General features: G+C 72.5%; 23 protein-coding genes. 13 read left to right on the top strand and 10 right to left on the bottom strand.

Features of this window, described 5'->3' with window-relative positions; genetic code table 11:
* Positions 1 to 102 precede the first annotated feature (102 nt).
* The 5 genes from mraZ to AB0M82_RS02695 form a co-directional block, all read right to left on the bottom strand.
* The gene (gene mraZ, locus AB0M82_RS02675) at positions 103 to 534 is read right to left on the bottom strand and encodes a division/cell wall cluster transcriptional repressor MraZ (RefSeq protein ID WP_360274556.1); all 432 of its coding nucleotides are present in this window, start codon (positions 532 to 534) and stop codon (positions 103 to 105) included.
* 617 nt (positions 535 to 1,151) lie between these two features.
* Positions 1,152 to 1,889 (bottom strand): ESX secretion-associated protein EspG, encoded by a 738-nt coding sequence (locus AB0M82_RS02680; RefSeq protein ID WP_364716964.1) that lies wholly within the window; start codon positions 1,887 to 1,889, stop codon positions 1,152 to 1,154.
* Positions 1,886 to 2,443 carry a PPE domain-containing protein gene (locus tag AB0M82_RS02685; protein WP_364716967.1) on the bottom strand — a complete coding sequence of 186 codons (558 nt, stop codon included), beginning with the start codon at positions 2,441 to 2,443 and terminating at the stop codon, positions 1,886 to 1,888. The genes AB0M82_RS02680 and AB0M82_RS02685 overlap by 4 nt, the downstream gene beginning before the upstream one ends.
* 16 nt (positions 2,444 to 2,459) lie before the next feature.
* Complete coding sequence (locus tag AB0M82_RS02690) at positions 2,460 to 3,017, bottom strand: DUF3558 family protein (protein WP_364716970.1); 558 nt, start codon at positions 3,015 to 3,017, stop codon at positions 2,460 to 2,462.
* Entirely contained in the window at positions 3,010 to 3,360 is a 351-nt protein-coding gene (locus AB0M82_RS02695; protein ID WP_364716973.1) for a hypothetical protein, read from the bottom strand. The genes AB0M82_RS02690 and AB0M82_RS02695 overlap by 8 nt, the downstream gene beginning before the upstream one ends.
* 314 nt (positions 3,361 to 3,674) lie before the next feature.
* On the opposite strand from AB0M82_RS02695, the gene AB0M82_RS02700 reads away from it, so the two are divergent.
* The 3 genes from AB0M82_RS02700 to AB0M82_RS02710 are packed head-to-tail and all read left to right on the top strand — an operon-like array spanning position 3,675 to position 8,623.
* A complete protein-coding gene (locus tag AB0M82_RS02700; protein WP_364716976.1) occupies positions 3,675 to 4,742 on the top strand; it encodes a MoxR family ATPase in 1,068 nt (355 codons plus the stop codon).
* Positions 4,743 to 4,766: 24 nt separating this feature from the next.
* Positions 4,767 to 6,041 carry a DUF58 domain-containing protein gene (locus tag AB0M82_RS02705; protein ID WP_364716979.1) on the top strand — a complete coding sequence of 425 codons (1,275 nt, stop codon included), beginning with the start codon at positions 4,767 to 4,769 and terminating at the stop codon, positions 6,039 to 6,041.
* Positions 6,038 to 8,623 carry a DUF3488 and transglutaminase-like domain-containing protein gene (locus AB0M82_RS02710; protein ID WP_364716982.1) on the top strand — a complete coding sequence of 862 codons (2,586 nt, stop codon included), beginning with the start codon at positions 6,038 to 6,040 and terminating at the stop codon, positions 8,621 to 8,623. The genes AB0M82_RS02705 and AB0M82_RS02710 overlap by 4 nt, the downstream gene beginning before the upstream one ends.
* Positions 8,624 to 8,946: 323 nt before the next feature.
* On the opposite strand, the gene AB0M82_RS02715 is transcribed toward AB0M82_RS02710, so the two are convergent.
* The 3 genes from AB0M82_RS02715 to AB0M82_RS02725 all read right to left on the bottom strand — a co-directional run bounded on the left by AB0M82_RS02715 (position 8,947) and on the right by AB0M82_RS02725 (position 11,573).
* A complete protein-coding gene (locus AB0M82_RS02715; RefSeq protein WP_364716985.1) occupies positions 8,947 to 9,351 on the bottom strand; it encodes a DUF3040 domain-containing protein in 405 nt (134 codons plus the stop codon).
* A gap of 207 nt (positions 9,352 to 9,558) precedes the next feature.
* A complete protein-coding gene (dinB, locus tag AB0M82_RS02720; protein WP_364717525.1) occupies positions 9,559 to 10,773 on the bottom strand; it encodes a DNA polymerase IV in 1,215 nt (404 codons plus the stop codon).
* 71 nt (positions 10,774 to 10,844) lie between these two features.
* Positions 10,845 to 11,573, bottom strand: a complete 729-nt coding sequence (locus AB0M82_RS02725; RefSeq protein ID WP_364716988.1) for a methyltransferase domain-containing protein — start codon at positions 11,571 to 11,573, stop codon at positions 10,845 to 10,847.
* Between the two features lie 140 nt (positions 11,574 to 11,713).
* Between AB0M82_RS02725 and AB0M82_RS02730 the strand changes: the two genes are divergently transcribed.
* The 10 genes from AB0M82_RS02730 (at position 11,714) to AB0M82_RS02775 (ending at position 21,556) form a co-directional block, all read left to right on the top strand.
* Entirely contained in the window at positions 11,714 to 12,607 is an 894-nt protein-coding gene (locus AB0M82_RS02730) for a ParA family protein (RefSeq protein ID WP_364716991.1), read from the top strand.
* A gap of 3 nt (positions 12,608 to 12,610) precedes the next feature.
* Complete coding sequence (locus AB0M82_RS02735) at positions 12,611 to 13,420, top strand: DNA-formamidopyrimidine glycosylase family protein (RefSeq protein WP_364716994.1); 810 nt, start codon at positions 12,611 to 12,613, stop codon at positions 13,418 to 13,420.
* Between the two features lie 450 nt (positions 13,421 to 13,870).
* A complete protein-coding gene (locus AB0M82_RS02740) occupies positions 13,871 to 14,440 on the top strand; it encodes a GNAT family protein (protein WP_364716997.1) in 570 nt (189 codons plus the stop codon).
* Positions 14,441 to 14,650: 210 nt separating this feature from the next.
* Positions 14,651 to 15,802, top strand: a complete 1,152-nt coding sequence (locus AB0M82_RS02745; RefSeq protein ID WP_364717000.1) for a radical SAM protein — start codon at positions 14,651 to 14,653, stop codon at positions 15,800 to 15,802.
* Between the two features lie 3 nt (positions 15,803 to 15,805).
* Positions 15,806 to 16,060 carry an acyl carrier protein gene (locus AB0M82_RS02750; protein ID WP_364717002.1) on the top strand — a complete coding sequence of 85 codons (255 nt, stop codon included), beginning with the start codon at positions 15,806 to 15,808 and terminating at the stop codon, positions 16,058 to 16,060.
* Positions 16,057 to 17,280: a peptide ligase PGM1-related protein gene (locus tag AB0M82_RS02755; protein WP_364717005.1), complete on the top strand. Its 1,224-nt coding sequence runs from the start codon at positions 16,057 to 16,059 to the stop codon at positions 17,278 to 17,280. Before AB0M82_RS02750 ends, AB0M82_RS02755 begins: the two co-directional genes overlap by 4 nt.
* Before the next feature lie 5 nt (positions 17,281 to 17,285).
* Positions 17,286 to 18,155, top strand: a complete 870-nt coding sequence (locus AB0M82_RS02760) for an aminoglycoside phosphotransferase family protein (RefSeq protein ID WP_364717008.1) — start codon at positions 17,286 to 17,288, stop codon at positions 18,153 to 18,155.
* The gene (locus AB0M82_RS02765; RefSeq protein ID WP_364717011.1) at positions 18,152 to 19,210 is read left to right on the top strand and encodes a hypothetical protein; all 1,059 of its coding nucleotides are present in this window, start codon (positions 18,152 to 18,154) and stop codon (positions 19,208 to 19,210) included. Before AB0M82_RS02760 ends, AB0M82_RS02765 begins: the two co-directional genes overlap by 4 nt.
* The gene (locus AB0M82_RS02770) at positions 19,210 to 20,460 is read left to right on the top strand and encodes a condensation domain-containing protein (protein WP_364717014.1); all 1,251 of its coding nucleotides are present in this window, start codon (positions 19,210 to 19,212) and stop codon (positions 20,458 to 20,460) included. The genes AB0M82_RS02765 and AB0M82_RS02770 overlap by 1 nt, the downstream gene beginning before the upstream one ends.
* A 58-nt stretch (positions 20,461 to 20,518) precedes the next feature.
* Entirely contained in the window at positions 20,519 to 21,556 is a 1,038-nt protein-coding gene (locus AB0M82_RS02775; RefSeq protein WP_364717017.1) for a quinone-dependent dihydroorotate dehydrogenase, read from the top strand.
* Here AB0M82_RS02775 and AB0M82_RS02780 read toward each other — a convergent pair.
* Together AB0M82_RS02780 and AB0M82_RS02785 are read right to left on the bottom strand one after the other, a co-directional pair.
* A complete protein-coding gene (locus tag AB0M82_RS02780; protein WP_364717020.1) occupies positions 21,528 to 22,979 on the bottom strand; it encodes an amidase family protein in 1,452 nt (483 codons plus the stop codon). The genes AB0M82_RS02775 and AB0M82_RS02780 overlap by 29 nt on opposite strands.
* A gap of 519 nt (positions 22,980 to 23,498) precedes the next feature.
* A complete protein-coding gene (locus tag AB0M82_RS02785) occupies positions 23,499 to 24,494 on the bottom strand; it encodes a hypothetical protein (RefSeq protein ID WP_364717022.1) in 996 nt (331 codons plus the stop codon).
* Positions 24,495 to 24,502: the final 8 nt, after the last annotated feature.

The following is a 24,502-nucleotide window of genomic DNA, read 5'->3' on the forward strand; positions in this document are numbered from 1 at the left end:
TGAGCGGACAGAGGCCTCACGGCATCCGGTGGGGCGTCCCCGTCGTGCGGGCAGTGGCGAACCCCCGTCCCCCGACGACGTGGGTGCACCTCGACCGCATGGCTAGAAGACGCCCGGCAGTACTTCCTCTCGAGCCTTCGCGTAGCTGTCCTCGTGCTCCTCCAGGTACGCCTGCCACGCTTGGGCGTCCCAGATCTCCAGCCTGGTGATCGCCCCGATCACCACGCACTCCTTGCTGAGCCCCGCGTAGCGGCGGAGCTCGGGCGCGATGGTGATGCGCCCCTGCCCGTCAGGGCGTTGTTCGTCCGTGCCGGCGAACAGGTAGCGCTGGTAGGCCCGGACCGCCTCGTTGGTGAACGGGGCGTCGGCGACCTTGCGCGCCATCTGCTCGAACTCGGCGCGGGGGAAGACGAAGAGGCAGTGGTCCTGCCCCTTGGTGACCATCAGCCCACCCGCCAAGGCGTCCCGGAACTTCGCGGGCAGCGCGAGCCGCCCCTTGTCGTCCAGTTTCGGGGTGTGGGTGCCGAGGAACACGGCCTCCACCTCCCTACCGCCTGCGGCGGCGAACCACCTCAGACGGCCACGGGGCATCCCTTCCGCCCCACTGGCCACCACCGTACCCCACTTTTCACCACAGTCAACGCGACAAAGGCGCAGACCACTCCGTCGTGTCAAGCGTTTACGCAGGTCAGCAGGGTGGGGCCAGGTGGGGGTGGTGGTGGGGCACGGTGGCCAAGATCCCCCGCGGCGGGGTCCCGAGCAACCTCAGCTGCCCCCCATGCGTCCGCATAACGGCCGCGAAAGAACTCTGTGCCCCTCTCGTGGGGCCCGGTGGGGAACACCGGTGGGGCCCGGTGGGGACTCCCGGCGAACCCCGCAGGGAGTGTCGCGAATGACTCATTCGGGACGTCGCAGGTCCCGAAGGAGCAAGGCCGGGCAGTTAGCTGCGGCAGCGAGCTGTCAAGCTGCCCGATTGGCCCGATTAGCTCGGTTTCAGGTGCTCGCCCACAGCCGTGAATGGCTCATTGAGGGACATAGAGTCCCTCAATGAGCCATTCACGGCCTTCCGTTGACCGCTTGCGCGGCAGAGGAATCCTTAACTACCCGGCCTGGGGTGAATGAGTCATTCGCGACGTTCGCAAGACCAGTGTTCAGTCTTCCGGGGTTACCAGGGCCGCGACGCGGGCCGCGAGGCGGGCGCTGTCCACCGGGGTCACGTTCACCCACGCCTGCCCGCCCCGGCCCGCGGTCTTCGTCGCGCAGTACGCGCCCACGTCCGTGTCGAACCACGTCAAGCCGCCGGTGCGCGAGACCCGGCCCGAAGCCGACCGGCGGCTCACGCTGAACTGGCCCGCCGCGTACACCGGCCGGGCCTGGATCGCCAGCACCTCCCGCAGCTGGGCCGAAGACGCCGAAGACGCCGCCGACACCGCGGAGGACGGATCCGCCAACGCGGACTCCGAGAGGCTGACGCCGTACCCGGGTCCCGCCGTCAGCTCCGGCAGCACGTCCACCAGCGCCGTGCACAGCTCGCCTTCGCGGATCGAGTCCAGGCCGATCGTCTGCTCCGGCTGGGTCGCCAGCACGCCGCGGCGGCCGCGGGCCGCCGTCACCGCGCGAAACGGTGTCGACGCCGTCATGTCCGCCAGCGCTTCGCACGCCACGAACACGTCCGCGGCCGCGAGCAGGTTCAAGCGCGATGCCAGCGCCGGTTCCAGAGAACCGTCGTAGAGACCGCGCTCGGCGAGGTTCTCGTACACTGCCTTCCGCACCTCGGCGCGCTCCTCGTCCGTCGCGCCGACGCTGCGCACGGTCAGCGGCTCCGGCGGCCGGTCGTGGCCGAGGTCGCTCCAGAGGATGTCGAACGCCGACGCGGAGATCCGGATCAACCCTGCCCCAGCGCCGGCGGGGCGGGGAACGTCTCGACGGGCACGTGGCCGCGCAGGGCCGTGTCCCGGGTGCGGAGGACGTCGATCGCCTTCTGCCGCGCGGCTTCCGCTTCGGCGCGGCGGGCCGCCATCTCGTCGGCGAGCCCGGCCAGGACGAACACGTTCCCGGCGCCCGCGGCGTCCCGGATCATCGCCGCCGGGTCGTACGCCACCGGCGGCGGCATGTCGGCGCGGGCCCGCGCGGCCGTCTCCGCCTGCGCGCCGACCGCCCGGCCCACCGACGCAGAGACGGCGGCGGAGTGCGAAAGCCACTGCGCGGCCCGGCCCAGCGCCGCCCGCGCCGCGTCCCCCGCCTGGCCGCGCCAGTTCTCCCCCGAGGAGGCGATCAGCGCGGCGAGGTCGGCGGTCGATTCGTGCAGCCGTTTCGCCAGCCCGTCCCAGCGGGCGCCCGCCTCGCCCGCGACGACCGGGTCGTTGTCCCGCTCGACCTCCGCGGCCATCGCCTCGTGGCTGTAGGACTCGTACCGCGCGGTGGGAACGGGGGGCTCGGGCACGGCGCACCTCTCCTCGTCAGGGCAGCTTGGGTTCGACCAGCCCGGCCACCGTGCCCGCGCGGCGGCACGCGAGCGGGGTGTCCGAGAAGCCGGTGTTGCTGACGTCGATCTGGACGCTGGCCGCGCCGCCCACCCCGAGCAGCACGGCGCAGGTGCCGTCGGCGGCCTTCTTGTCCGCCACCTTCAGCGCCGGGTGGGCGCCGACCTTCGTCTTCGTGGCCGTCTTCTTCGCGACTTCGAGGTCGGCGAGGCCGTTCTTCTCGTCGAGGGTGACGGTGACGCCGAAGGTGCCGGGCACGGTCCAGTCGCAGGCGCGGGCCCCGGCGATGTCCTTGGGCTTGCCGAGCACGCTCACCCCGGCCGTGGACCGGTCCTGCGGGGAGAGCAGCGAGCACGGGTCGAGGGAGGCCAGCGGCACCGGCGCCGCGACGGGCGGGGGCGCCGCCGAGGCCGCGGCGTGGGTGGACGCGTGGCTCACGGCGCCTGGCTGCTGCGCCTGCTGCTGACCGCACGCGGCGACCAGGAGGAGAGCGGCCGGCGCCCACAGACACTTCCCGCGCACCCGATCAGCCACCCGAGCAGTCCACTCCGTCCGCCGCCGTCTCGTCGGCGTGCTGGTACTTCGCCAGCGCTTGGCCGATCCGGTGCTTGAGCGTCTCGAGCTCCTTGCCGAACGCGGTCAGCTGCTGCACGGCCGAGCCCTGCCCGCCGATCCCGTACTCGGCCATGAACTTGCCGATCTCGCCGGCGTACCCGCCGCCCAGCGGCACGGTCCGGCCCAGCACCTTGGCCTCGCGGACCATCTCGCCGACGACGTCCTGCAACTCGCCGAGCTTCGTGTAGGCGTCCGTGGCCAGCTCGGGCGCGACCGCGAAGCCGCGGACATCGAACGGCGGCTGCGTTCGCACCTCGCTCATGAGCGGTTACGCCTCTCGGAAGACGGCACAGCCGGATGACCTCGAATCGCAGCATACGACAGGGCGGGTCGTCAGCGGGAGCACCCAGAATCGGGTGACAATGCACCCGATCGGGGTATCGTCCGTGCTTGCGCAGTGTCATCGACCGTAGTGCCGGGCGTGATCCCCCGGGCTTCGCGGGGTTCCGCCCCCTGGTTCGCCCGGGTTTGACACACTGGATGGAAGGCTGGTCGCTGCGCGCGGACAGCAGCGAGGGGGCCGTTCGGCCCGGCGGTGCGCACAGTGCGCGCGGCCACGCGCCATCAGGAGGTCGAGTGACGTCGAGAATCCAGTCTGCGACGCCCGGATCGGGCGAGCAGGCAGCCGAGCGGCCGCCCTACCCGGCGGACGCCTCGGGCAACGGACGGCCCCACGTCCGTCCCGGCAGAGTGTCGCTGGACGAACTGCACGAAACCGCGCGGCGGATCGCCGCGAACGTGGAGCGGGTGCTGGTCGGCAAACCCGAAGTCATCCGGATCGCGCTGGTCACGCTGCTCGCCGAAGGCCACCTCCTGGTCGAGGACGTGCCCGGCGTCGGCAAGACGTCGCTGGCCAAGGCGCTCGCCCGGTCGATCGACTGCACGGTCAGCCGCATCCAGTTCACCCCGGACCTGCTGCCGAGCGACGTCACCGGCGTCTCGATCTACAACCGCCAGTCCGGTGAGTTCGACTTCCGCCCCGGCCCGGTGTTCGCGAACATCGTGGTGGGCGACGAGATCAACCGCGCCTCGCCGAAGACGCAGTCGGCGCTGCTCGAGTGCATGGAAGAGCACCAGGTCACCGTCGACACCACGACCTACCGGCTCGAAGAGCCGTTCATGGTGATCGCCACGCAGAACCCGATCGAGATGGAAGGCACGTACGCGCTGCCCGAAGCCCAGCGCGACCGGTTCACCGCGCGGGTGTCCATCGGCTACCCCGACCAGCAGGCCGAGCTGGCCATGGTCGACGAGCACGCCGGGCACAACCCGATCGAGGACCTGCGGCCGGTGTCCGACGGCGAGACCGTGCACCGCCTGATCGAGACGGTCCGCGGCGTGCACATGGCGCCCGAGGTCCGCCGCTACGCCGTCGACGTCGTCGCGGCCACCCGGCAGCTCCCCGAGATCCGGCTCGGCGCGTCCCCGCGGGCGACGCTGCACCTGGTCCGCGCGGCGCGCGCGCAGGCGGCGCTGTCGGGCCGCGACTACGTCGTCCCGGACGACCTGCACACCGTCGCGGTCCCGGTACTGGCGCACCGGCTCATGCTCACCACCGAAGCCCACGCGGCGCGCCGGTCGGCGACCGACGTCGTGCGCGCGGTGCTGCACCGGGTGCCGGTGCCGCAGGGCACCCGGCCCTAGCCGGCGAAGGGGAAGAGAACGGCCATGCTGCGTGCCCTGTCCGGCCTGACCACCCGCGGCCGCTGCCTCCTGGCCGCGGGGATCGCCGCCGCGGTGTGCTCGTTCGTGCTCAACGAACGCGACCTGCTGCGGGTCGCGGTGTTCGTGGTGGCGCTGCCGCTGCTGGTCGCCGTGTTCATCTCGGCGACCCGGCTGCGCATCGGCGCCACCCGCGCCCTGCACCCCCAGCGGGTCGCGGTCGGCGAGAACGGCGAAGTGCAGCTGGAGCTGTGGCGCAGCGGACGGCTGCCGGCCGGCGAGATCCTGCTCGAGGACGGCGTGCCGTACGCGCTGGGCTCGCGGCCGCGGTTCGTCGTCGAGCGGCTCCCGCACGACCGGCGGGTCGCCCTGCGCTATCCCCTGCAGCCGGTGCAGCGCGGGATCCAGCAGGTCGGGCCGTTGCGCGCGACCATCACCGACCCGTTCGGGCTGTGCGAGTTCGAGCGCGAGCTGATCGGGCACTCGCGGCTGGTCGTCGTGCCCCGGGTGGTCCCGCTGTGGGGCCTGCCGAGTGGCGCGGGCATCGGCGTCGGCGACGACGGCACCGTCCGGCTGCACGCCGGGCAGGGCGAGGCCGACGTGATCGTCCGCCAGTACCGCCAGGGCGACGACCTCCGGAAGGTGCACTGGCGCTCGACCGCCCGCCGCGACGAGATCATGGTGCGCGTCGAGGAACGGCCGTGGCGCGGCGGGACCACGGTCCTGCTCGACCACCGCGCCGCCGCGCACCACGGCGCCGGCCCGGCCGCCAGCCTGGAGTGGGCGGTGTCCTTCGCCGCTTCGGCCGCGCTGCACCTGCGCCGGTCCGGGCACCGCGTCCGGCTGGTCAGCGAGCACGGCGTCACGCTCGCCGACACCCCGGGCGACGGCGGTGACCACTACGACCACGTCGTGCTCGACGCGCTGGCCGCGCTGCAGCCCGCGCACCAGCGGGACATCACGCTGGCCCGCGACCCGGCCGACGGCCAGGAGCTGATCGCCGTGCTCGGCACGGTCAGCACCGAGGCCGTGCACGAGCTGGCCCAGTTCCGCCCGCGCGGCATCCGCAGCCTCGCCGTCCTGCTCGACACGCCCACGTGGTCGGCCGGGGTGAGCGCGCCCGAGCAGCGGGCCGCCGCGACCGAGGACTCGGCCGCGCTGCTGCGCGCGGCCGGCTGGGGCGTGGTGATCGCCGGGCCCGGCTCGCCGATGCCGCAGGTGTGGGCCGAGCTGTGCCGCAGCGGCGCCCGCCGCGGCACGCTGATCGGCGGCCCGCGATGAGCACTGCCGCGCCACCGCGCAAGTTCGACCGGCCCGCCCCGCGCCCGCAGCGCCCGCTTTCGGCTTGGCGCAGCAGTGTCCTCGCCCCGGTCGCCGCCGGCGTCGCGACGCTCTGCGCGGCGACGTCGGTGACGAACGTCGTGGCCGGGCTGGCCTGGTTCGGCTACCTGTTCGTCGCCGTCCTGCTGATCGCCGCGACCGGCCTGGCGCTGCGCTCGCTGCAGGTGCCGACCGTGCTCGTCGGCCTCGGCCAGCTGCTGGTGCTGCTCTTCCTGATCACCGGTGCGTTCACGACGCACGGGATCCTGCAGGTCATCCCCGGCCCGGACGCGTTCGGCGAGATCGGGAGCACGCTTTCGGAGGCCGCCGAGCAGATCCGCGTCGGGCTGCCGCCGGTCGAGGGCAGCCAGCCGATCCTGTGCCTCGTGACGATCCTGATCGGCCTGGTCGCCGTCTTGGTCGACACGCTGACGGTGGCCGCCGCGGCGCCCGCCGCGACCGGGCTCGTGCTGCTCTGCGTCTACGCCGTGCCGGCCGCGTTGAGCGAGGAAATGCTGCCGTGGTGGACGTTCCTGCTCGGCGGCGCGGCGTTCGCCGGCCTGCTGGCCGTCGACGGCAACCACCGGCACCGCCGCTGGCGGACCCGGGAAGCCCCCGGGCGCAGCGGCAAGCCGGGCGTGCTGTCCGCGCCGGTCGCGGTGGTGGCCGCGGCGATCGTGCTCGGCCTGCTCGGCGGGGCGATCACGTGGGTCGGCACGGTCGGGCGGATCCCGTTCGGCGGCGACGGCAACGGCGCCGGCGCGGGCTCCGCCGGGTTCGGCATCCAGCCGTTCACCGAGCTGCGCGGCCTGCTCGACCAGGGGTCCAACCGCGAACTGTTCAAGGTCCGCGGCCTCGGCACCGACCAGCGGCTGCTGCGCGCGATGACGCTGGACACCTACTACCCCAACAAGGGCTGGGGCCTGCACGACGAAGGCCGTTCGCAGCAGGGCGTCCCGGTCGGGCCGCAGCTGCCGCCCGCGCCGGGCGACGACGGCACCGGCGCCGCGCGCCGGATCGACGTCGAGCCGACGAGCTGGCGGGACAACTGGCTGCCGGTGTACGGCGCCCCGCGGGTGATCGACGGCACGGGCAACGGCTACCTCTACGACCAGGTCAGCGGCACGGTGTTCACCACGCGCAGCGAGTCTCCGCCGTCGTACACCGAATACGCGTCGCTGAAGGAGCCCACGGCCCAGGAGCTGCGCGTGACCCCGCGGGTCGACGACCTGCCGCCGCGCTACACCGAGCTGGACCAGGTCGACCCCCGCGTCCGCGCGAAGACGGAGCAGCTGATCGCGAACGAGACCAACGACTTCGACCGGGCGTCGGCGATCTGGCGGTACTTCACGGCCCAGAACGGGTTCGTCTACGACACGAAGACCGCGCCGGCGAACGACGCGGACGCGCTCGCCGACTTCATCCTCAACGGCAAGCGCGGCTTCTGCGAGCAGTTCGCGTCCGCGATGGCCGTGATGCTGCGGGTGGCGGGCATCCCGTCGCGGGTGGCCATCGGCTTCACCCCCGGCGTCCAGGTCAACGACTACCTGTCGATCACCACCCAGGACGCGCACGCGTGGGTGGAGGTGTACTTCGGCGGCAAGGGCTGGGTGACGTTCGACCCGACACCGCTGTCCGACGGCCGCGGCATCACCCCGTCGTACCTGCAGGCCGGCGCCGGGAACGGCAACCAGCCCGACGACACCCAGGTGGCGCCGACCACGGTCCAGTCCAGCGCCGCGCCGACCGGCGCACCCCGCGACACCGACCAGAACCCGCAGACGCAGCAGGGCGCGAAGGAAGCGACCGGCAGCGACGACTGGCTCACCAATCTGGCGATCGCCCTGGGCCTGCTGGGCCTCGGCGCGCTGGGCGCGGCAGCGGTCGTGAGCTGGCTCGTCAAAGACGGTGTCTTCCGCAGGCGGGGTGCCACGCCGAAGAACCCCGGCGACCCGGCGGCCGATCCGCCGGCCGCCGAGCGGAGCGAGGGTTCGCTGCTCGTGCGGGACCGGGCGCCCGCGGTGGCCCCCTCTCGGCTCTCGGCGCTGCTCGGCTGGCTGCCGCTGCTGGCGGTGGGGTTCTGGATCGCCGCGCTCGGCTTGCTGGCGGCGACCGTGGCTTGGTGGCTGGGTGTCCTGGTGGTGCTCGTGCTGCTGCTGGTCGCGGGCCCGGCCATGATCCGCGAGGCCGTCCGGCGACGGCGGCTGCAGCGGATCCTCCGTCAGCAGTCCGGCGCGGCCGACGCCGCGTGGGAGGAGCTGCGGGCCGAGTGCGTCGACCGCGGCCTGCCCATCCCGACCAGTGACACGGTCCGGGTGGCGAGCCAGAAGCTGGCCGCGAAGCACCACCTCGACGACGAAGGCCGCGAAGGCCTGCGAACGGTCATCGGCGTGCTGGAGCGGTCCTGGTACGGCGAAGACGACGCCCCCCAGCCCGAGCTGACACCGGCGTTCGAGAGCCTGCGCCGCAGCCTTCGCCGCAACGCCCAGATGTCCTGGAAGGGCCGCCTGTTCCCCCGCTCGGTCTTCCGCAACCGCGACTGACGCGCGCCGACGGGCATCACCCGTGATCAGCGGGGCATCACGGCTGTGCCCCTCCAATCACGAGTGATGCCCCCTCAATCACGCGAGATGCCCCGCTGATCACGCGAGTTCGGTCTTCGATCACGCGAGTTCCGGGGCTGATCACGCGAGTTCCGGGGCTGATCACGCGAGTTGCGGATTCGATCACGGGCTCACCCGTGCGAGGGTCACCTGCTGTCACCATCCGGCCCGGACGGGGCCGGACGGGCCCGGGCAGACAGAGAGCACACACGAAAATCCGCGTCCCCCTGGCCGGCGGACGCGGATCTTGTGGTCTTGCGGCGCTACTGCTCCTCGAAGCGCTGGCGGAAGCGCTCCTCCATCCGCTGGGTGAAGGAACTCCGGTGGCCCGACTGCTTGCCACCGCGTGCTCCTGATCCACCGCCCTTTCCGTCTCCGTCGGCGCCGTGCCGAATCGATGTGACGGCCAACATGACTCCGAAGAACATCACAAGGAACCCGAGCACGCTGATCAGCGGGATGTCGGCCACCCGGAACTGCGGCACCACCACGCCCAGCACCAGCAGGGCCACGCCCACTACGAACAGGGCGATGCCCTGAATACGCCGTCGACGAGCGGGGCGACGCAACCGGGTGCCACGCACCGTGGATGCGAACTTGGGGTCCTCGGCATAGAGCTCGCGCTCGATCTGATCGAGCAGCCGCTGCTCATGCTCGGAGAGTGGCATCTTTCCTCCTCCGGCACAGCTGTCGCGGGCGCCGGGCCGCGCAACGTCCTGGACCCAACAGCCAACCCCAGGCGGGGTGGCACTGTCCAGGATACGAGGCCCGCGCCCGCACGACTACCCGATCCCGCATCCAGTAGGGATCGAATTGGGCTAATTCCCGGCAGGCGGACGCTGACGGACCGTCACCGTAGCCGATCGTGGCCCGGTTCACGGCTCCCGCGGCGTCAGCAGCGAGGCCGGCCGGACCGCCGCGGAGCCGAACTTCGACCGCGCGATGTCGGCCGCGACCTCGGCGTCCCGCCACCGCGGCGCCGGTGAATCGAACACCAGCTGCTCCCCCGCCTCCCCGGTGTCCAGCCCCTCGATCCGGACGCCGATCAGCCGGACCGCGCCCGTCGGCGCGTGCTCGGTGAGCAACGCCACGGCGACGGCGTGGATCTCGCGGGCGACGTCGGTCGCCGAGACGAGCGTGCGGGCCCGGGTGATCGTCCGGAAGTCGGCGAACCGCACCTTGATCGAGACGGTCCGGCCGCGCACGCCTCGCGCTCGCAGCGTCGCGCCGACACGCTGGGCCAGCCGCAGTAACTCCCGGCCCAGCTCGGCCCGGTCGTGCCGGTCGACGTCGAACGTGTGCTCGGCGCCGATCGACTTCTCCGGGGAGTCGATGACCACCGAACGCTCGTCGACGCCGTGCGCGAGCCGGTACAGGTGCTCGCCGACGGCCGTGCCGAGCGACTTCTTCAGCCGCTCCGGCGGGAACGCCGCGACGTCGGCGATCGTGTCCAGGCCAAGGCGGCGCAGCTGCTCCTCGGTCCGCGCGCCGACGCCCCACAACGCCGAGACCGGCAGCGGGTGCAGGAACGCCAGGGTCTCCGCCGCGGGCACGACGACCACGCCGTCCGGCTTCGCCATGCCCGACGCGAGCTTCGCCACGAACTTGACCTTCGCCACGCCGACCGAGCAGGTGATCCCGTGCTCGGCCGCGACCCGCTCCCGGATCCGCGCGGCGAGCTCCGCCGACGTCGCGCCCAGCCGGCGCAGGGCGCCGCTGACGTCCAGGAAGGCCTCGTCGAGGCTGAGGGGTTCGACCAGCGGGGTGAGCTCGCGGAAGATGCCCATGACGCCACCGGAGACCTCGCCGTAGAGCCCGGCGGTGGGCGGGATGTTGATCAGCTGCGGGCACAGCCGCTTCGCCGTGGAGAACGGCATCGCCGACCGCACGCCGAACTTCCGCGCCGGGTAGTTCGCGGCGGCCACGACGGCCCGCGGCCCGCCGCCGGACACGACGACGGGTTTGTCCGCGAGCTCGGGCCGGGTGCGCAGCTCGACCGACACGAAGAACGCGTCCATGTCGACGTGCAACATCCCGCACCCGGTGTCGTCCGGCAGCGGTTCCCCCGGCCGGACCCGGAACCGGCCCATCCCGCCCGGCAATTCAGCGTTTCGCCCCACAGCCAGGACGCTACCGGTCGGGTCCGACAGTTCCGGAACGGTCAGGCGGGCGGACGCGCGACCGCGTGGAGCCGGCCGGCGATGTCCCGCAGGGCCGGCGACGCCGCCGCCGCGCGTTCGAACTCCGCCAGCTCGTCCTCGCGGACGTCGCCGGTGACCAGGTCGGCGATCACCCGGTCGCCCTGCAGGAGGGTCACGTCGAGGCCCGCCGCCACCAGCTGGGCGCGCAGGCCGTCGGCGTCGAAGCGGCGCAGCACCGTGTCGCCCGGGATGATCCCGTCCACGCTCTCGAGCAGCCGTTGCGCCTCGCCGACCCGCCCGGCGAGCGCGCGGTGGAGCACCGCCGCGTGGCGGTTCGCGACCAGCACCGACACCGCGCCGCCCGGGGCGACCGCCGTCGCCAGGGCGGTGAGCACCGCGGCCGGGTCGTCGACGATCTCCAGCAGTCCGTGCGCCAGCACCAGGTCGGCCGAGCCGGCCTCGACGTACCGGCCGAGCGCGTCGGAGTCGTCCGCGACCGCCGTGATCAGCTCGGAGACGCCTTCCTCCTCGGCCCGGCGCCGCAGCGTGGCCAGTGCGTTCGGGCTCGGCTCGACGACGGTCACCCGGCAGCCCGCCGCCGCGAACGGCACCGCCCAGCCGCCACTGCCACCGCCCACGTCGACGACGCGGGGGTGCTCGGCGCCACGGGCGCGGGCGGCCTTCAGCTCGGCCTCGAGCACCCGGCGGACGGCGCCCGAACCCCGGGCGGCGACGGTCTCCGTCTTCATGCCGCACAGGGTAGTGCCCGCCCCGGACCACCTCCCCGGCTCCTCCCTTCGAGTGAACACGCCCGGCCGGACCAGTCGCGACACCGGCCGCGGCCCCTTGCCCGGCGGCCCGTCCCGCGGGCACCCGTAGGCTGGTCATCGTGCACACGGTCGCCGTACTCAGCCTCAAGGGAGGCGTCGGCAAGACGACGGTCGCTCTCGGTATCGCGTCCGCCGCCTTGCGTAGGGGCACACGGACGCTGGTGGTGGACCTCGACCCGCAGGGCAACGCCACCACCTCACTCGACCCGCCCTTCACCGACGCCACCCTCGCGGACGTGCTCGAGACCCCCACCCGGGCGATGCTGGAACGCGCGATCGCGCCGAGCGTCTGGAGCGAGGACGTCGACGTCCTCGTCGGCGCCGAAGAGCTGGAGCTGCTCAACGACCCCGACGCCGGCAGCGAGCTGCTGGCGAACTTCTCTCGCGCGCTGGACGAGCTGGACCGCGCGCCGCTGCGCGAGACGCCGTACGAGCTGGTCGTCCTGGACTGCCCGCCGTCGCTGGGGCGGCTGACGAAGTCGGCGCTGGTCGCCGCGGACAGCGCGCTCATCGTCACCGAGCCGACGATGTACGCCGTCGCCGGCGCGAGCCGGGCCCTGGAGGCGATCGAAAAGATCCGCAAGGACCTCAACCCGGAGCTGCGCGCGATCGGCGTCCTGGTGAACAAGCTGCGCGTGCGGTCCTACGAGCACCAGTTCCGGATCGCCGAGCTGCGCGAGAACTTCGGCTCGCTGGTGATGCCGACGGCGATCACCGACCGGCTGGCGGTGCAGCAGGCCCAGGGCGCGTGCAGCCCGATCCACGAGTGGCACTCGCCGGGCGCCCAGGAGATCGCGCTGACGTTCAACATGGTGCTGGCGAAGATCCTGCGCTCCAACCGGGCGGGACGGCACCGCATCGCCGGCGAGGAGCCCGAGGGCCCGGACTGGCCGGAGGGCCCGGCGCCGGAGACCCCGGAGGCCCCGGCCGAGGTGTCCGAATCCGCGGGGTGAGCCGTGCCCGAAGGTGACACCGTGTTCCTGGTCGGGAAGCGCGTCGACCGGGCGCTGGCCGGGAAGACCCTGCTGCGCGGGGAGTTCCGCGTGCCGCAGCTGGCCACCGTCGACCTCGCCGGGCGCGAGGTGCTCGGCGTCGGGACGGTCGGCAAGCACCTGTTCACCCGCTTCTCCGGCGACCTGACGCTGCATTCGCACCTGATGATGGACGGCATGTGGGACGTCACCGCGCCCGGCGCGCGGTGGCGCGGCCCCGCCCACCACGCCCGGGTGATCCTGACCGCGGCCGACGTCCAGGTGATCGGCTTCCGCGTCCACGACCTCAAACTCGTCCCGACGCCGAAGGAACACGACCTCGTCGCCCACCTCGGCCCGGACCTCCTCGATCCACAGTGGACGGACGAGCACCTGGCCCGCGCGACGGCGGCGCTGGCCGCCGATCCGGCGCGGGAACTGGGGCTCGCGCTGCTCGACCAGCGGGTCATGGCCGGTGTCGGAAACCTCTACAAGTGCGAGATCTGCTTCCTGCTCGGCGTCACGCCATGGACGCCGGTGTCCGAAGTGGACGCCGGACGCGCGGTCGCGCTGGCCCGCGAGCTGATCCTGGCCAACGCGGCCGCCGGGCGCTTCGTCCAGAGCACCACCGGCCACCTCGACCGCCACCGGAAGAACTGGGTCTACGAGCGCACCCGGCAGGGCTGCTTCCGCTGCGGGAGCCGCGTCCTGGTGCGCACGCAGGGCCACGACGTCCAGCGGCGGCCGACGTGGTTCTGCCCGAAGGACCAGCCGGGCCCGTACCCGGCGCGGTAAGCGTTCGTGCTGAGCGAGATCACAGAAATGACGTTGCCGGGGACCGGGATCTTCGCCTAGCGTGGAAGTACACGAGAGAGGAGGTGGTCCAAAGTTGTATTCCAACAGGACTCGTGAGGTGGCTGTCCGCTAGCGGATGGCGCGTGATGGGACTTTGAGCAGCGATACAACCGAGCCACCTTCGGCTCATCGCCTGCTTCACGTGTTGCCTGATAGCGAATACCAGGCAGTCACCGGGCCTCCAGGGTTCCCGGGCACCGGTCCGGCCCGGGCTCGAACGTTTGACGGCGTTCGAGAGGCACCCTGGGGGCACCCCTTGTTTTCGCTCATTTGCGCAGGTCATGCCGCCCGTCGGCACGGGAGGACCGTCCGGCGATCCGACGTCGGCTTCGGCGGACACCTTTCGCCGTTCCGTCCCCCATCCGGCCGACGCTCGCTAGTCTGGATCCCATGCTCAGGCCCGACTACCCGATCACCACGGCACGCCTGCTCCTGCGCCCGTTCACGCCCGGCGACCTCGACGCGCTGAACTCCTTCCAGTCCCGCTCCGACGTCGCCCGCTACCTGTACTGGGGCCCGCGCAGCCGCGCCGAATCGGCCGCCGCGCTGGCGAAACGGGTGCACAGCTCGACGTTGACGAAGGAAGGGCAGTTCCTGGCCGTGGCCGTCGAGCTGGCCGCGACGGGACAGCTGATCGGCGACCTGAACCTGGAGTGGCTCAGCAGCGAGCACCGGCAGGGCGAGATCGGGTTCGTCTTCCACCCGGACCACCACGGCAAGGGCCTGGCCGCCGAGGCGGCCACGGAGCTGCTGCGGCTGGCCTTCGAAGATCTGGGGCTGCACCGCGTCATCGGCCGCTGCGACGGCCGGAACACCGCGTCCGCCGCGCTGATGGAACGCCTCGGCATGCGCCGGGAAGCGCACCTCAGGGAGAACGAGATCGTCAAGGGCGAGTGGACCGACGAGCTCATCTACGCGATGCTCGAAGACGAGTGGAAGGCGCGCGAAACCACCGGCTGAGTGGCCGCTGTGACCACGGTCGGTCACCACTGACTTCTCCCGAGCCACGAAGACGCCGAGCCCCGTCTCGGCGCACCTCCACTCGTTCGGCCGCACCCCTACGAGCGGTTGAAGGGTCGTGGTCGTCGTGCTGCCTGGCCTAACTTCGAGTGTCATCAGGCCTCCACCGCGACCGGGGGAAACAAGATGCGCCCGACCACCACACGGATCTTGACCGACAAGGAATTCGCCGACATCAAGCACACGGTGTCGCTCCGGTCGTCGGCCCGCCGGGAAGTGCTCGCCGACCCGGGCTACGCGACACCGCTGCCGCAGGAGATCTGCCTGCAGCTGACCTACCGCTGCAACCTGCGCTGCAGCCACTGCTACCAGTGGAACGAACAAGGGTTCTTCCGGGACTTCAGCCCCGAGAAGCAGCGAACCGAGCTCGCCGTGGACGTCGTGGCGGACTTGTTGCGCAGCACCGAATCGCTGCGCTCGAAACTGTTCCTGTGGGGCGGGGAACCGCTCATGCACAGCCGCTTCGGCGAGATCGCCGAGCTGCTGCACCGCTACCCGCGCACGGTCACCATGTGCACCAACGGGTTGCTGTTCAAGCGCAACCTCGACCACCTCCTGCGCATCGGCGACGACCTCAACCTCCTGGTCAGCCTGGACGGTCTGGGCGCCGACCACGAGGCGTTGCGCGGCAAGGGAACCTTCCGCCGCACCACCGAAAACATCGAGCTCATGCTGGGCCTCAAGCGGGCCGGCGAGTTCGGCGGCGAGGTGTCGCTGAACTGCATGGTTTCGCACGTCACCGTGCACCGGATGTACGAGTTCATGGAATGGGCCGAGGAGCTCGGCGTCAACACCGTCTACTTCCAGTTCCCCTGGTACATCAGCCCCGAGATCGCCGGCGCGATGGACCGCGTCTACGCCGAGTCCTTCGAGTGGCTCCGGCCCAGCACCGGCACCGCGAAACCCACCTGGCACTCCTACACCTACCGGCTCCCGCCGGAGTGCCTGCCGGTGTTGCGGGAGTCCATGGCGCGGCTGGCCGCGCGGTCGTGGCGGGTGCGGATCCGCTACCAGCCGCAGCTGGAGGTCGACGAGGTCGACGACTTCGTGCTGGGCGTGCCCAAGCCCGCGCAGCACCGCAGCAAGTGCCTGGCCGTGTCCAACCGGCTCGAGGTGCACGCCGACGGCAACGTCAGCTCGTGCAAGTTCTTCCCCGAGTTCGTGGTGGGCAACCTGTACGAGACGGAGATGACCGAGCTCTGGCAGGGCGCCGCGTTCCGCCGGATCCGCAAGATCCTGTCCGCCAACGGGATGATGCCGGTGTGCTCCCGGTGCATCCTCCTCTACCTCAACGGGGTGTGAACCATGCCCGACACCGAGCTCAGGCTCAAGCACCTGCTGTCGGACGTCCTGGCCAACGGCACCGTCGCGGCCGACATCGGTTCGGACGCCGACCTCGTGGCCGAGTACGGCCTCGACTCCCTCCAGATGATCTCCTTCCTGCTCGGCGTCGAGGACGAGTTCGGGGTGCAGCTCGACTACGAGCACCTCGAACTGGACGACCTGCGCGCGATCAGCCACTTCGCCGCCTACCTGGGACGGCTGGCGGTGCCCGGATGACCACCGTCCACCTGGGCACGTTCGACGCCGAGCGGTGGTGGCGGCCGGACGACCTGGCCGAGCTGCCCGCCGCCCCGGCCGGCACCGCCGCGGACGGCATGGACGAGCTGCTCGCCGCGTTCTGCGCCCCGGGTGACCTGCTCGTCACGCGGGCGCCGATGGCAGGCCGGCTCCGCGAGGCGATGACCGACTGCGGTCTGGCGTTCGACCACCACGTCGCCCCCGCGCCCGCGGGGACCCCGGTGGAGCGGCACGCCCGCCTCGACCCCGGTGCCGTCAGCGTCCTGCGGCCGTACGCCGTCCTCCCGGACACGGTGGCGCTGGCCCGCCGGCTCGGCCGGGCGGACCAGCTGCCGACGGCGGACGTGGCCGGTCGGGTCAACTCCAAGACCTGGTCCAACCGGCTGGTCCGCGAGCTCGGCCTCCCCGGCGCCGGGCGGGTGGTGCGCTCGGTCGCCGAGCTGTCGGCCGCCGCCGACGGCGCGGTCGTGGTCAAGGACCCGTACGGGGTGTCCGGCCGGGCGATGCTCGACGTCCGCACACCCGGGGTGCTCAAGGCGATCGCCCGCACTCTCGGCGACCAGGTCGCCCGCGGCCGGCGCGTCGAGCTGCTCGTGCAACCGAAGTACGCCAAGCGAACCGACTTCTCCGGGCACCTGTCGATCACCCCGGGCGGCGCCTGGGAGCTGCTCGGGGTGCAGGTCATGGAGAACCGCGGCTTCCGCCACATCGGGTCTTCCCCGGCTTCGCCCGGGTTCCTCGCGAAGCTCACCGCCGGTGGGTACTTCGACGTGCTGGCCGCGGTCGCCGAGGCGTTGCGGCGGGCGGGCTACTGGGGCCCGGCGGGGGTGGACTCGATGGAGCTGGCGGACGGGACGATCGTGCCGGTGCTGGAGATCAACGCCCGGCGCTCGCTCGGCTTGGTGTCGCTCACCCTCGACCGGCGGGTGGCCGGCCACGGCCTGCGCTGCCACCTGCGGCACGAGGAGTTCCGGGTCGCGCCCGGCCGCGGCGTCGCCGACCTGCTCGACGCGCTGCGCCGGGACGGGATCCTCTACAAGGGCGGCTCGAGCCCGGGCGTGCTGGTCCTGTCCGGCAGCGCGCTGGCCGCGCCCGGCGGCCGCGTCTGCTGCGCGCTGGTGTGCGCCCCCGGCGAAGCGGCGGGGCTGCGCGGCCGTCTTCTCACCGCGGCCATCGCGGCCGGCCTGACGCCGAGGTGAGGGCCGTGCTCGAGTGGACGCGGCTGGAGGAGGCGAGTTTCAACACGGTCTACCGGGTGCGGTCCTCGAGCGGCGGCTTGGTCGTCAAGCTCGCTCCGGCGCCGGGCACACCCACGATGACCTACGAGCGCGACCTTCTGCGCACCGAGGCGCTGTTCTACCGAGCCAACGCGGCCGTCGCCCCGGTCCCGCGGATCGTGCACACCGACTTCAGCCGCCGGCACGTCCCCGGCGACCTGCTGGTGATGACCGAACTTCCCGGTGTCACCTGGAACTCCGGCCCGAAGACACCCCGGTTGCGCGCCGAGCTCGGCGGTCTCGTCGCGGCTCTGCACCGCACGACCGGCCCCGGGTTCGGCTACCCGCAGGGACCCTTGGCGCCGAGCTGGCGGGCCGCGTTTTCCGCGATGCTCGCCGCGGTTCTGGCCGACGCCGAGCGCTTCGGCACGGCACTCCCCTGCCGGCTCGACGACCTGCTGGCCCCTTTGTCCATCCTGGACGAAGTCGAGCAACCGGTGCTGGTGCACTTCGATCTGTGGCCGGGCAACGTCCTCGTCGACGGCCACACCGTGACCGGCCTGATCGACGCCGAGCGCGCGTTCTGGGGCGACCCGCTGGCCGATCTCGTTTCCGTGGCCCTGTTCGGGGACATCGAGCGGGACAAGGACTTCCTGCGCGGTTACCGCGAGGCGGGTGGGACCGTCACGTTCGACGAGGGCGCCCGCCGCCGCCTCGCGCTGTACCGCTGCTACCTGTACCTGATCATGCTCGTCGAGATGGTTCCCCGCGGTCGTGGCCGCCCGGCCATGGTCAAGCTCGTGAGCACCCACCTTTCCCGTGCCCTGTCGGCTCTCACTCCCAGGACGGCGTCATGATCGAAGTCCTCACCTCCGGGGTGGCGCTCGGCGTCCACATCCCCGGGCTGCTGCTGGCCCACCGGCTGCGCGAACGCGGGGTGCCCGCCGACGTCAGCGTCATCGAGCGGCTGCTGCCGGAGCACAAGCTCGCCACCACCGCGCAGATGAAGTGGGCGTTCCACGAGGACTTCCGCCTCGCCAAGGCGGGGCACCGGCTCGCCACCGAGCCGCACGCCGTCGCCGACGAACAGGCCGTCGACGCGCTGTTCGCTCGCTGGAACGCCGAAGGGGTCACCAAGTTCGTGGTCTTCTCCGGCTTCTGGCTGCCGATCCTGGACCGCTACCTGGCCGGCCGGCCGGCCAGGCCCGAGGTCGTGCTCTGCCACATCGACGCGACGTATTCGCCGTCGTTCCGCAAGGCGGCCGGCGGGCAGGTCCCGTACACCGACGTCTTCCTGGTCGGCGGCGGGACCGCGGGCATCCCGTGCAGCGTCCCCGTCAGCGCCGAACCGCCGGTCGCGTGGGTCGACCGCGCCTCCCGCCTGTACGTGCACGGCGGCGGCTGGGGTATGGGCACCTACCGCGACCGGATCGGCGAGCTGACCGCCGCGGGCATCGCCCTCGACGTCCTGGCCTACCGCGAGTCCGATGTGGACGAAGCACCGGGTGTCCGCCACTTCATGATGGATCCGGCCTGGCATCCGTGGCTGGACAACGGATTCCCGCCCTTCGGCCAGGTGGTGGACGGCGTCGCCGAGTTCACCCGCGGCACGACCTGCCCCGGCTCGTTCGCGCTGACCCGCGCGGCCCGCGGCATGGTCAGCAAACCCGGCGGCGGCACGTGCCTGGACTCGCTGTGGGCCGCGACGCCGTTGCTGTTCCTGGAACCGTTGGGCAGTGCGGAAAAACGCAACGGCGACGTGTGGCGTGAGCTGGGTTTCGGCATGCCCTACGAACAGTGGCGGGACACCGGCTTCGCCGAGCAGCCACTGGCCGACATGCACGCTGCCCTGGTCCGCGCCCGCCCGCACATTCCCGACTACTCGGAAATCCTGGCGAAGGAGCACGGCTGATGCCCACCGACCTGTGCCGGCCCGTCTCCCTCACCCAGCGCCTCATGCTCGGGCTCGACACGACCGCCCCCGGCATGACCGGCGAGTGGTTCACCATGAACGCCGTCCTGCACCTGAGCGGCCCGGTCGATCCCCGCGTGCTGACCACCGCGGCGCACGAGCTGGTGGCTCGTCACGACATCCTCCGCACCCGCGTCCCGCCCGGCTCGGACCCGGTCCAGGTGGTCGCGGCGCGCGCGACCCCGGTCGTCGAGGTCCTCGACGGCGGCGACGAACCCGAAACAGCGTGGATCCACGCCCCGGTGCCCCGGGACCTGCCCTGTCCTCTCGTGCTCCGCCTGGTGCGCCGCGGCCGGGGCGACCACGTGCTGGCCGTCCACCTCCACCACCTGGCGGCCGACCCGACCACGGTGTGGACCGTGCTGACCGAGCTCGCGGCCCTGTACACCGCCATCGCGGCGGGTGCCCCGCTTCCGCCCGGACCGGTCGCGCAGTTCGGCGAGTACGTGGCGTGCGAGGCCCGGCAGGCCGAGATCGGTGCCGACGCGGCACACGCCTGGTGGTCCGCGGCCATGGACCGGCCGTTCGCGGCGGTACGCGACTTCGGGACCTCCGCGCCCTACGCGTTCCGGACCGAGGTCCTGCCCGCCGTCGACCTGGCCGCCGCCCACCGGCTCGCGAAGTCCCACCGCGCCACGATCCTCACCACGCTGTTCGCCGCGCTGGCGTGTGCCATGCGCTCGCACGTGACCGACGGCGCCCTGCTGTTCACCACCGTCTTCAGCAGACGTGACCGCCCGGAATGGCGACGGGTGCTGGGCCCGTGCATCCTCCTCGCGCACGTTCCCCTCCCCGCGCCCCCGGCCCACCTGACCTCCGGCTACGCGCAGGCGGTGCGGGACACCCTGGTGAACGCCCAGCGGCACGCCCGGATCGACCCGGCGCGGGTCCGCGAGATGACTCCCCTCTTCGAGGACCCGGACACCGTCGTCCCGTTCTTCGAGTACGTTCCCGACGACTGGGTGCCCACCTTCGCCTTCGGCGCGGCCACCGCCCACCTGCGCCTGGCGGCCGGCCCCAAAGACGTCGGCCTGGCCCGCAACCTCGCGATCCGCTCCCGGCAGACCGCCGACGGCGCCCTCACCGCCCACGTCGGCGGCGACGGACGCGGCTGGGCCGAACCCCACGTCCGCGGGCTGTGGCCGGAGATGTCGGCCCGGATCCTGGCGGCCTCGGCGAATCGACGTTGAATCGGCGGCGGCGGGTGCCCCCGAGGGCGCGGTCCAGGCGATTTGGCAGCATGGGGGCGTGTTCTTCGACAAGATCGTCCGCCCCGCGCTGTACCGGCTCTCCTACCACGACCCCGAGCTGGTGCACGAGCGCACGATCGCCGTGCTGGCCCGGCTCGGCAAGGCCGCGCCCGCGCTGGGCCGCGGCTTCCGCGTCGACGACCCGGTGACCGTGCTGGGCCTGCGGTTCCCCAACCGCGTCGGCCTGGCCGCCGGGATGGACAAGAACGGCCGCGCGCTGCCCGCGTGGGCCGCGCTGGGCTTCGGGTTCGTCGAGGTCGGCACCGTGACGCGGCTGGCGCAGCCGGGCAACCCCAAGCCCCGGCTGTTCAGCCTCCCCGCCAGCGACGCGGTGATCAACCGCATGGGCTTCAACAACGACGGCGCGGAAGCCCTGTCCGCCAAGCTCGCGCGGGACGGCAAACCCGGCGTCCCGCTGGGCGTCAGCATCGGCAAGTCGAAGGCGACGCCGCTCGAGGAAGCCGTCGAGGACTACCGGTTCTCGCTGCGCGCGCTGTACCCGTACGCCGACTACTTCGCGATCAACGTCAGCTCACCGAACACGCCGGGGCTGCGGCAGCTGCAGGACCGCGCCGCGCTCGCCGAACTGCTCGGGGAGCTGCGCTCGACGTCGCTCGAGCTCGCCGGCGGCCGCACCCCGACGCCGCTGCTGGTGAAGGTCGCGCCCGACCTCACCGACGAGGCGCTGGCCGAGCTCCTCGACGTCGCGCTCGAACACGGCGTCGCCGGGATCATCGCCACGAACACCACACTCGCCCGCGACGGCATCGCGCCCGCGGAAAGCGGCCTGGCCGGACAGGCGGGAGGACTGTCCGGCCGGCCACTGACCACCCGCGCGGCCGAGGTCGTGCGGTTCGTGCACGACCACACCGGCGGGAACCTGCCGATCATCGGGGTCGGCGGCGTCCTCGGCCCGGACGACGCCGTCCGGCTGGTGGACGCCGGCGCGTCGCTCGTGCAGCTCTACACCGGGTTCGCGCTGCACGGGCCGGGCCTGGTGCGCCGGGTCAGCCGGGGTCTCGCGGCCCGGCGGTAGACGCGAACCGCACGTAACCGCGCCAGGATTCGTAGCGGTCCAGGCCGGGTCCCTCCGCCGTGGAGTCACACCGGAGTGCCAGGGGCCGGGAGCCGTCCGCCAGCTCGACGCGGTCGAGCACGAAGGGCTTCTCGATCGTGGCGGCGAACCGCTCGAACGCGGCCGGGGAGAGGCGCCAGCGCTCGCCGTCGAGACCCGTGCCCTCGGCGGCGTCCAGCACGCCCGGCTGCGGCGGTTCGGTGTCGAGCAGCACCATCCGGTACCGCTCGGCGGTCCGGACCGGCCCGGTGAACCGGGCGCCGAGCTCGGTGAGCCGGGCGTTGAGCGGCTGGCCGCGCAGGTGCGCGCCGAACACGACGACGTCTTCGCCCGGCTCCGGGTAGTGCGTCATGGGCTCGTCGGTGCAGATGGTCGCGAGGTCGAGACCGATCTGGTCCTCGAACGCCCGCGTCAGGAAGGTGACGCCGAACGGGCGGCGGTCGCCCGGCAGCACCGGGACGGTGACCGCGGCCAGGTCGAGGAGGTTCGCGAACGCCGTGCAGGACGCCAGGCGGTGGTGCACGCCGGCCGGGTCGGCCAGTGCCTCGACGAGGTCCGGGTGGTCCGGCACGGTCGGCAGGACGAGCGCGTCGAAGCCGTCCAGCGCTCGCGCGGAGAGGGCGACCGGTTCGAGCACGGCACCCGCCGCCGTCAACCGCGCGACGGTGCTCTCGAAGGCCAGGCTCGCGGCTTCGCCGAGGTCCAGTTCGGCCGGGATCGCGATCCGCGGGCGCTCGCCCGCGCCGAGCCGGACGTCGGCGGGCCAGGTGCGCGTGGCCGGGTCGACGCCGTCGGGCCCGGTCATCAGCGCGAGCGCCCGGCGGCCCTCGACCAGGCCGCTCGCGTAGACGGAGACGCCGTCGGAGGCGCCGACGCCGGTCGTCGGCAGGAGGCCGCGCGTCGGCCGCAGCGCGACGACGGCGTTCAGCGCCGCCGGGACCGCGCCCGCGGTGCTCAGCGCCACGTCGACGATGCCCAGCGCGACGGCGACCGCCGCGCCGCTGCCGCCGGTCTTGGTCCGGTCCCAGGCCGCGGCCACGGCGGCGGCCCCGGTCCCGCCGAGCACGACGGCGCCGGCCGAGGTGAGCCGGGCGACGACCGTGGCGCTGGTTTCCGGCACCGGCGACGTCCGGCCCGGCTGCCCGGCGACGTCGACCAGGTCCTGCACGGCGAGGACGGTGCCGGCCAGCGGCAGGTCCTCCCCCGCCTTGACGCGCTCGTCGACTGCCTTCGCGTCGACGAGGACGTCTTCGATGGCGCGCAGGCTGGTCCAGATCTCGGGACGGCCGGCCTCGGTGACACGCTCGAAGGCCGCGATGACGCGTTGGGAGGCGGTGGGCGGGGTGGTCGGGATGGGATCCGAATCCGGCGGGAGCGTGTTCACGGGGCGTCCTTTCCTCGGCGGGTCGAGAAAGTCCACTGTGTACGGTCGGCGCCGACGAACCTCAGTCCACGGCGGGCCTCCCGGCGAGTGACACCTCTGCATGCATGACAGAAACCTTAGTTCGTGGACGTTTCCGTAGCGACCAGTTTCCGATTACGCCCATGTTTCGGCGCCAAGAGGTGAACAGGGGGCGACGCCGACGTGAAACGCACGATCACGCACACCGGGTGACAACCGGCCGGTACGACCGGATGACCGCCCTCGAACGGCGGAATCCGGCCCTCGAACGGCCCAGCGCAGCCAAATTCGCGTGATCAGAGGCGAAACTCGCGTGACTGAGCCCGGAACTCGCGTGCTTGAAGCCGGAACTCGCGTGGCTGAAGCCGGAACTCGCGAGTTACGGGTCTGATCACGCGAGTTCCGCCCCGAATCACGCGAGTTCCGGGTCTGATCACGGTCGGGTCGCGTGCCTGGGGGGTCGGGGCGCGTGTGTGGGGGGACGTTGCGGCTGGGCTCGGGTCAGGAGAGTTCGCGGAGGGCCATGGCCAGGCCGGCCAGGCGGTCCGTCGCGTCGGTGAGGGACTGCTTGGACGTCACCAGGCCGTCGCTGGAGGCGGCGACCGTGTGGCCGGCCGCGGCGACCAGGCCGCGGTAGCCCTCCAGGCCGTCGTCGAGCTGTTCGCGGAGCTTGCCGATCGCCGCGTCCAGGGCCGCCTGCTCGCGGGCGGGCGCGGAGTCGCGGCCGCGTTCGATCGCCTGGATGCGAGCCGCCAGGCCGCGGAGCGCGGCGGCGGCTTCGGTCGCGGTCTGCCGGGCGTCCGCGACGGACAGCTCCGAGACCGGTGTCGTGCCCACCGAGGACGGCACCGAAAGCTGCCGCAGCAGCTCGATCAGCGAAGCCTCGCACTCGGCGAGCCGCTCCATCGGGCCGCGAGCCGCGGAGCCGGCGGGTGGCAGCGGCGGCGGCCCGGACACCGCCGGGAGCGGGGTGCGCTTCAGTTCACGCAGCTTGAGCCCCGACCGGACACTGAACGTGCCGAACACGACGGCCGCGGCGAACGCCACGATCGCCTGCGGCATCATCGACACGCCCGCGGGGCTCATCCAGCCCATTCCGGCCGCCACGGCGAGGACGCCGCACAGGATCGTCACCAGGATCCACAGCGTCAGCGCGCGCGACGTCCGGCGCTTGCGGCGTGCGAGCTTCGCCGCGGGCTCGTTCCAGCGCTCCCACTTGGCCCTGGCCTCGGCGAACACCGGCACCTGGTTCGCCATCGACGTCAACGAGGCCGTCACGTCCGGTCGGCGCACCACCGGGCGTTGCAGGGGGTTCGGCCGCCGGGGTGGCGGCGCGGCGGCGGGCTTCCCGCCGGCCTGATCGGCCGGCGGGAAGTACTTCTGCACCTTCTGGAGCTTTTCCTGGGCGCGCACGGCGTAGTCGGGCAGCTTCTCGATGTGCTTCTCCAGCTTCGCGCTCAACTCGCTGAAGTCGCGTCGCCTGCCCTGCTGCCCCATGCTCGCCC

This window comes from Amycolatopsis sp. NPDC051128, assembly GCF_040682715.1.
Classification (GTDB): Bacteria; Actinomycetota; Actinomycetes; order Mycobacteriales; family Pseudonocardiaceae; genus Amycolatopsis.

Bases quoted from the DNA above. Each gene is read 5' to 3' on its own strand.
- AB0M82_RS02695 (WP_364716973.1), bottom strand. From the start codon at position 3,360: ATGAGCGAGGTGCGAACGCAGCCGCCGTTCGATGTCCGCGGCTTCGCG.
- AB0M82_RS02705 (WP_364716979.1), top strand. From the start codon at position 4,767: ATGCTGCGTGCCCTGTCCGGCCTGACCACCCGCGGCCGCTGCCTCCTG.
- AB0M82_RS02710 (WP_364716982.1), top strand. From the start codon at position 6,038: ATGAGCACTGCCGCGCCACCGCGCAAGTTCGACCGGCCCGCCCCGCGC.
- AB0M82_RS02715 (WP_364716985.1), bottom strand. From the start codon at position 9,351: ATGCCACTCTCCGAGCATGAGCAGCGGCTGCTCGATCAGATCGAGCGC.
- dinB (WP_364717525.1), bottom strand. From the start codon at position 10,773: ATGGGCCGGTTCCGGGTCCGGCCGGGGGAACCGCTGCCGGACGACACC.
- AB0M82_RS02725 (WP_364716988.1), bottom strand. From the start codon at position 11,573: ATGAAGACGGAGACCGTCGCCGCCCGGGGTTCGGGCGCCGTCCGCCGG.
- AB0M82_RS02740 (WP_364716997.1), top strand. From the start codon at position 13,871: ATGCTCAGGCCCGACTACCCGATCACCACGGCACGCCTGCTCCTGCGC.
- AB0M82_RS02750 (WP_364717002.1), top strand. From the start codon at position 15,806: ATGCCCGACACCGAGCTCAGGCTCAAGCACCTGCTGTCGGACGTCCTG.
- AB0M82_RS02755 (WP_364717005.1), top strand. From the start codon at position 16,057: ATGACCACCGTCCACCTGGGCACGTTCGACGCCGAGCGGTGGTGGCGG.
- AB0M82_RS02765 (WP_364717011.1), top strand. From the start codon at position 18,152: ATGATCGAAGTCCTCACCTCCGGGGTGGCGCTCGGCGTCCACATCCCC.
- AB0M82_RS02770 (WP_364717014.1), top strand. From the start codon at position 19,210: ATGCCCACCGACCTGTGCCGGCCCGTCTCCCTCACCCAGCGCCTCATG.
- AB0M82_RS02785 (WP_364717022.1), bottom strand. From the start codon at position 24,494: ATGGGGCAGCAGGGCAGGCGACGCGACTTCAGCGAGTTGAGCGCGAAG.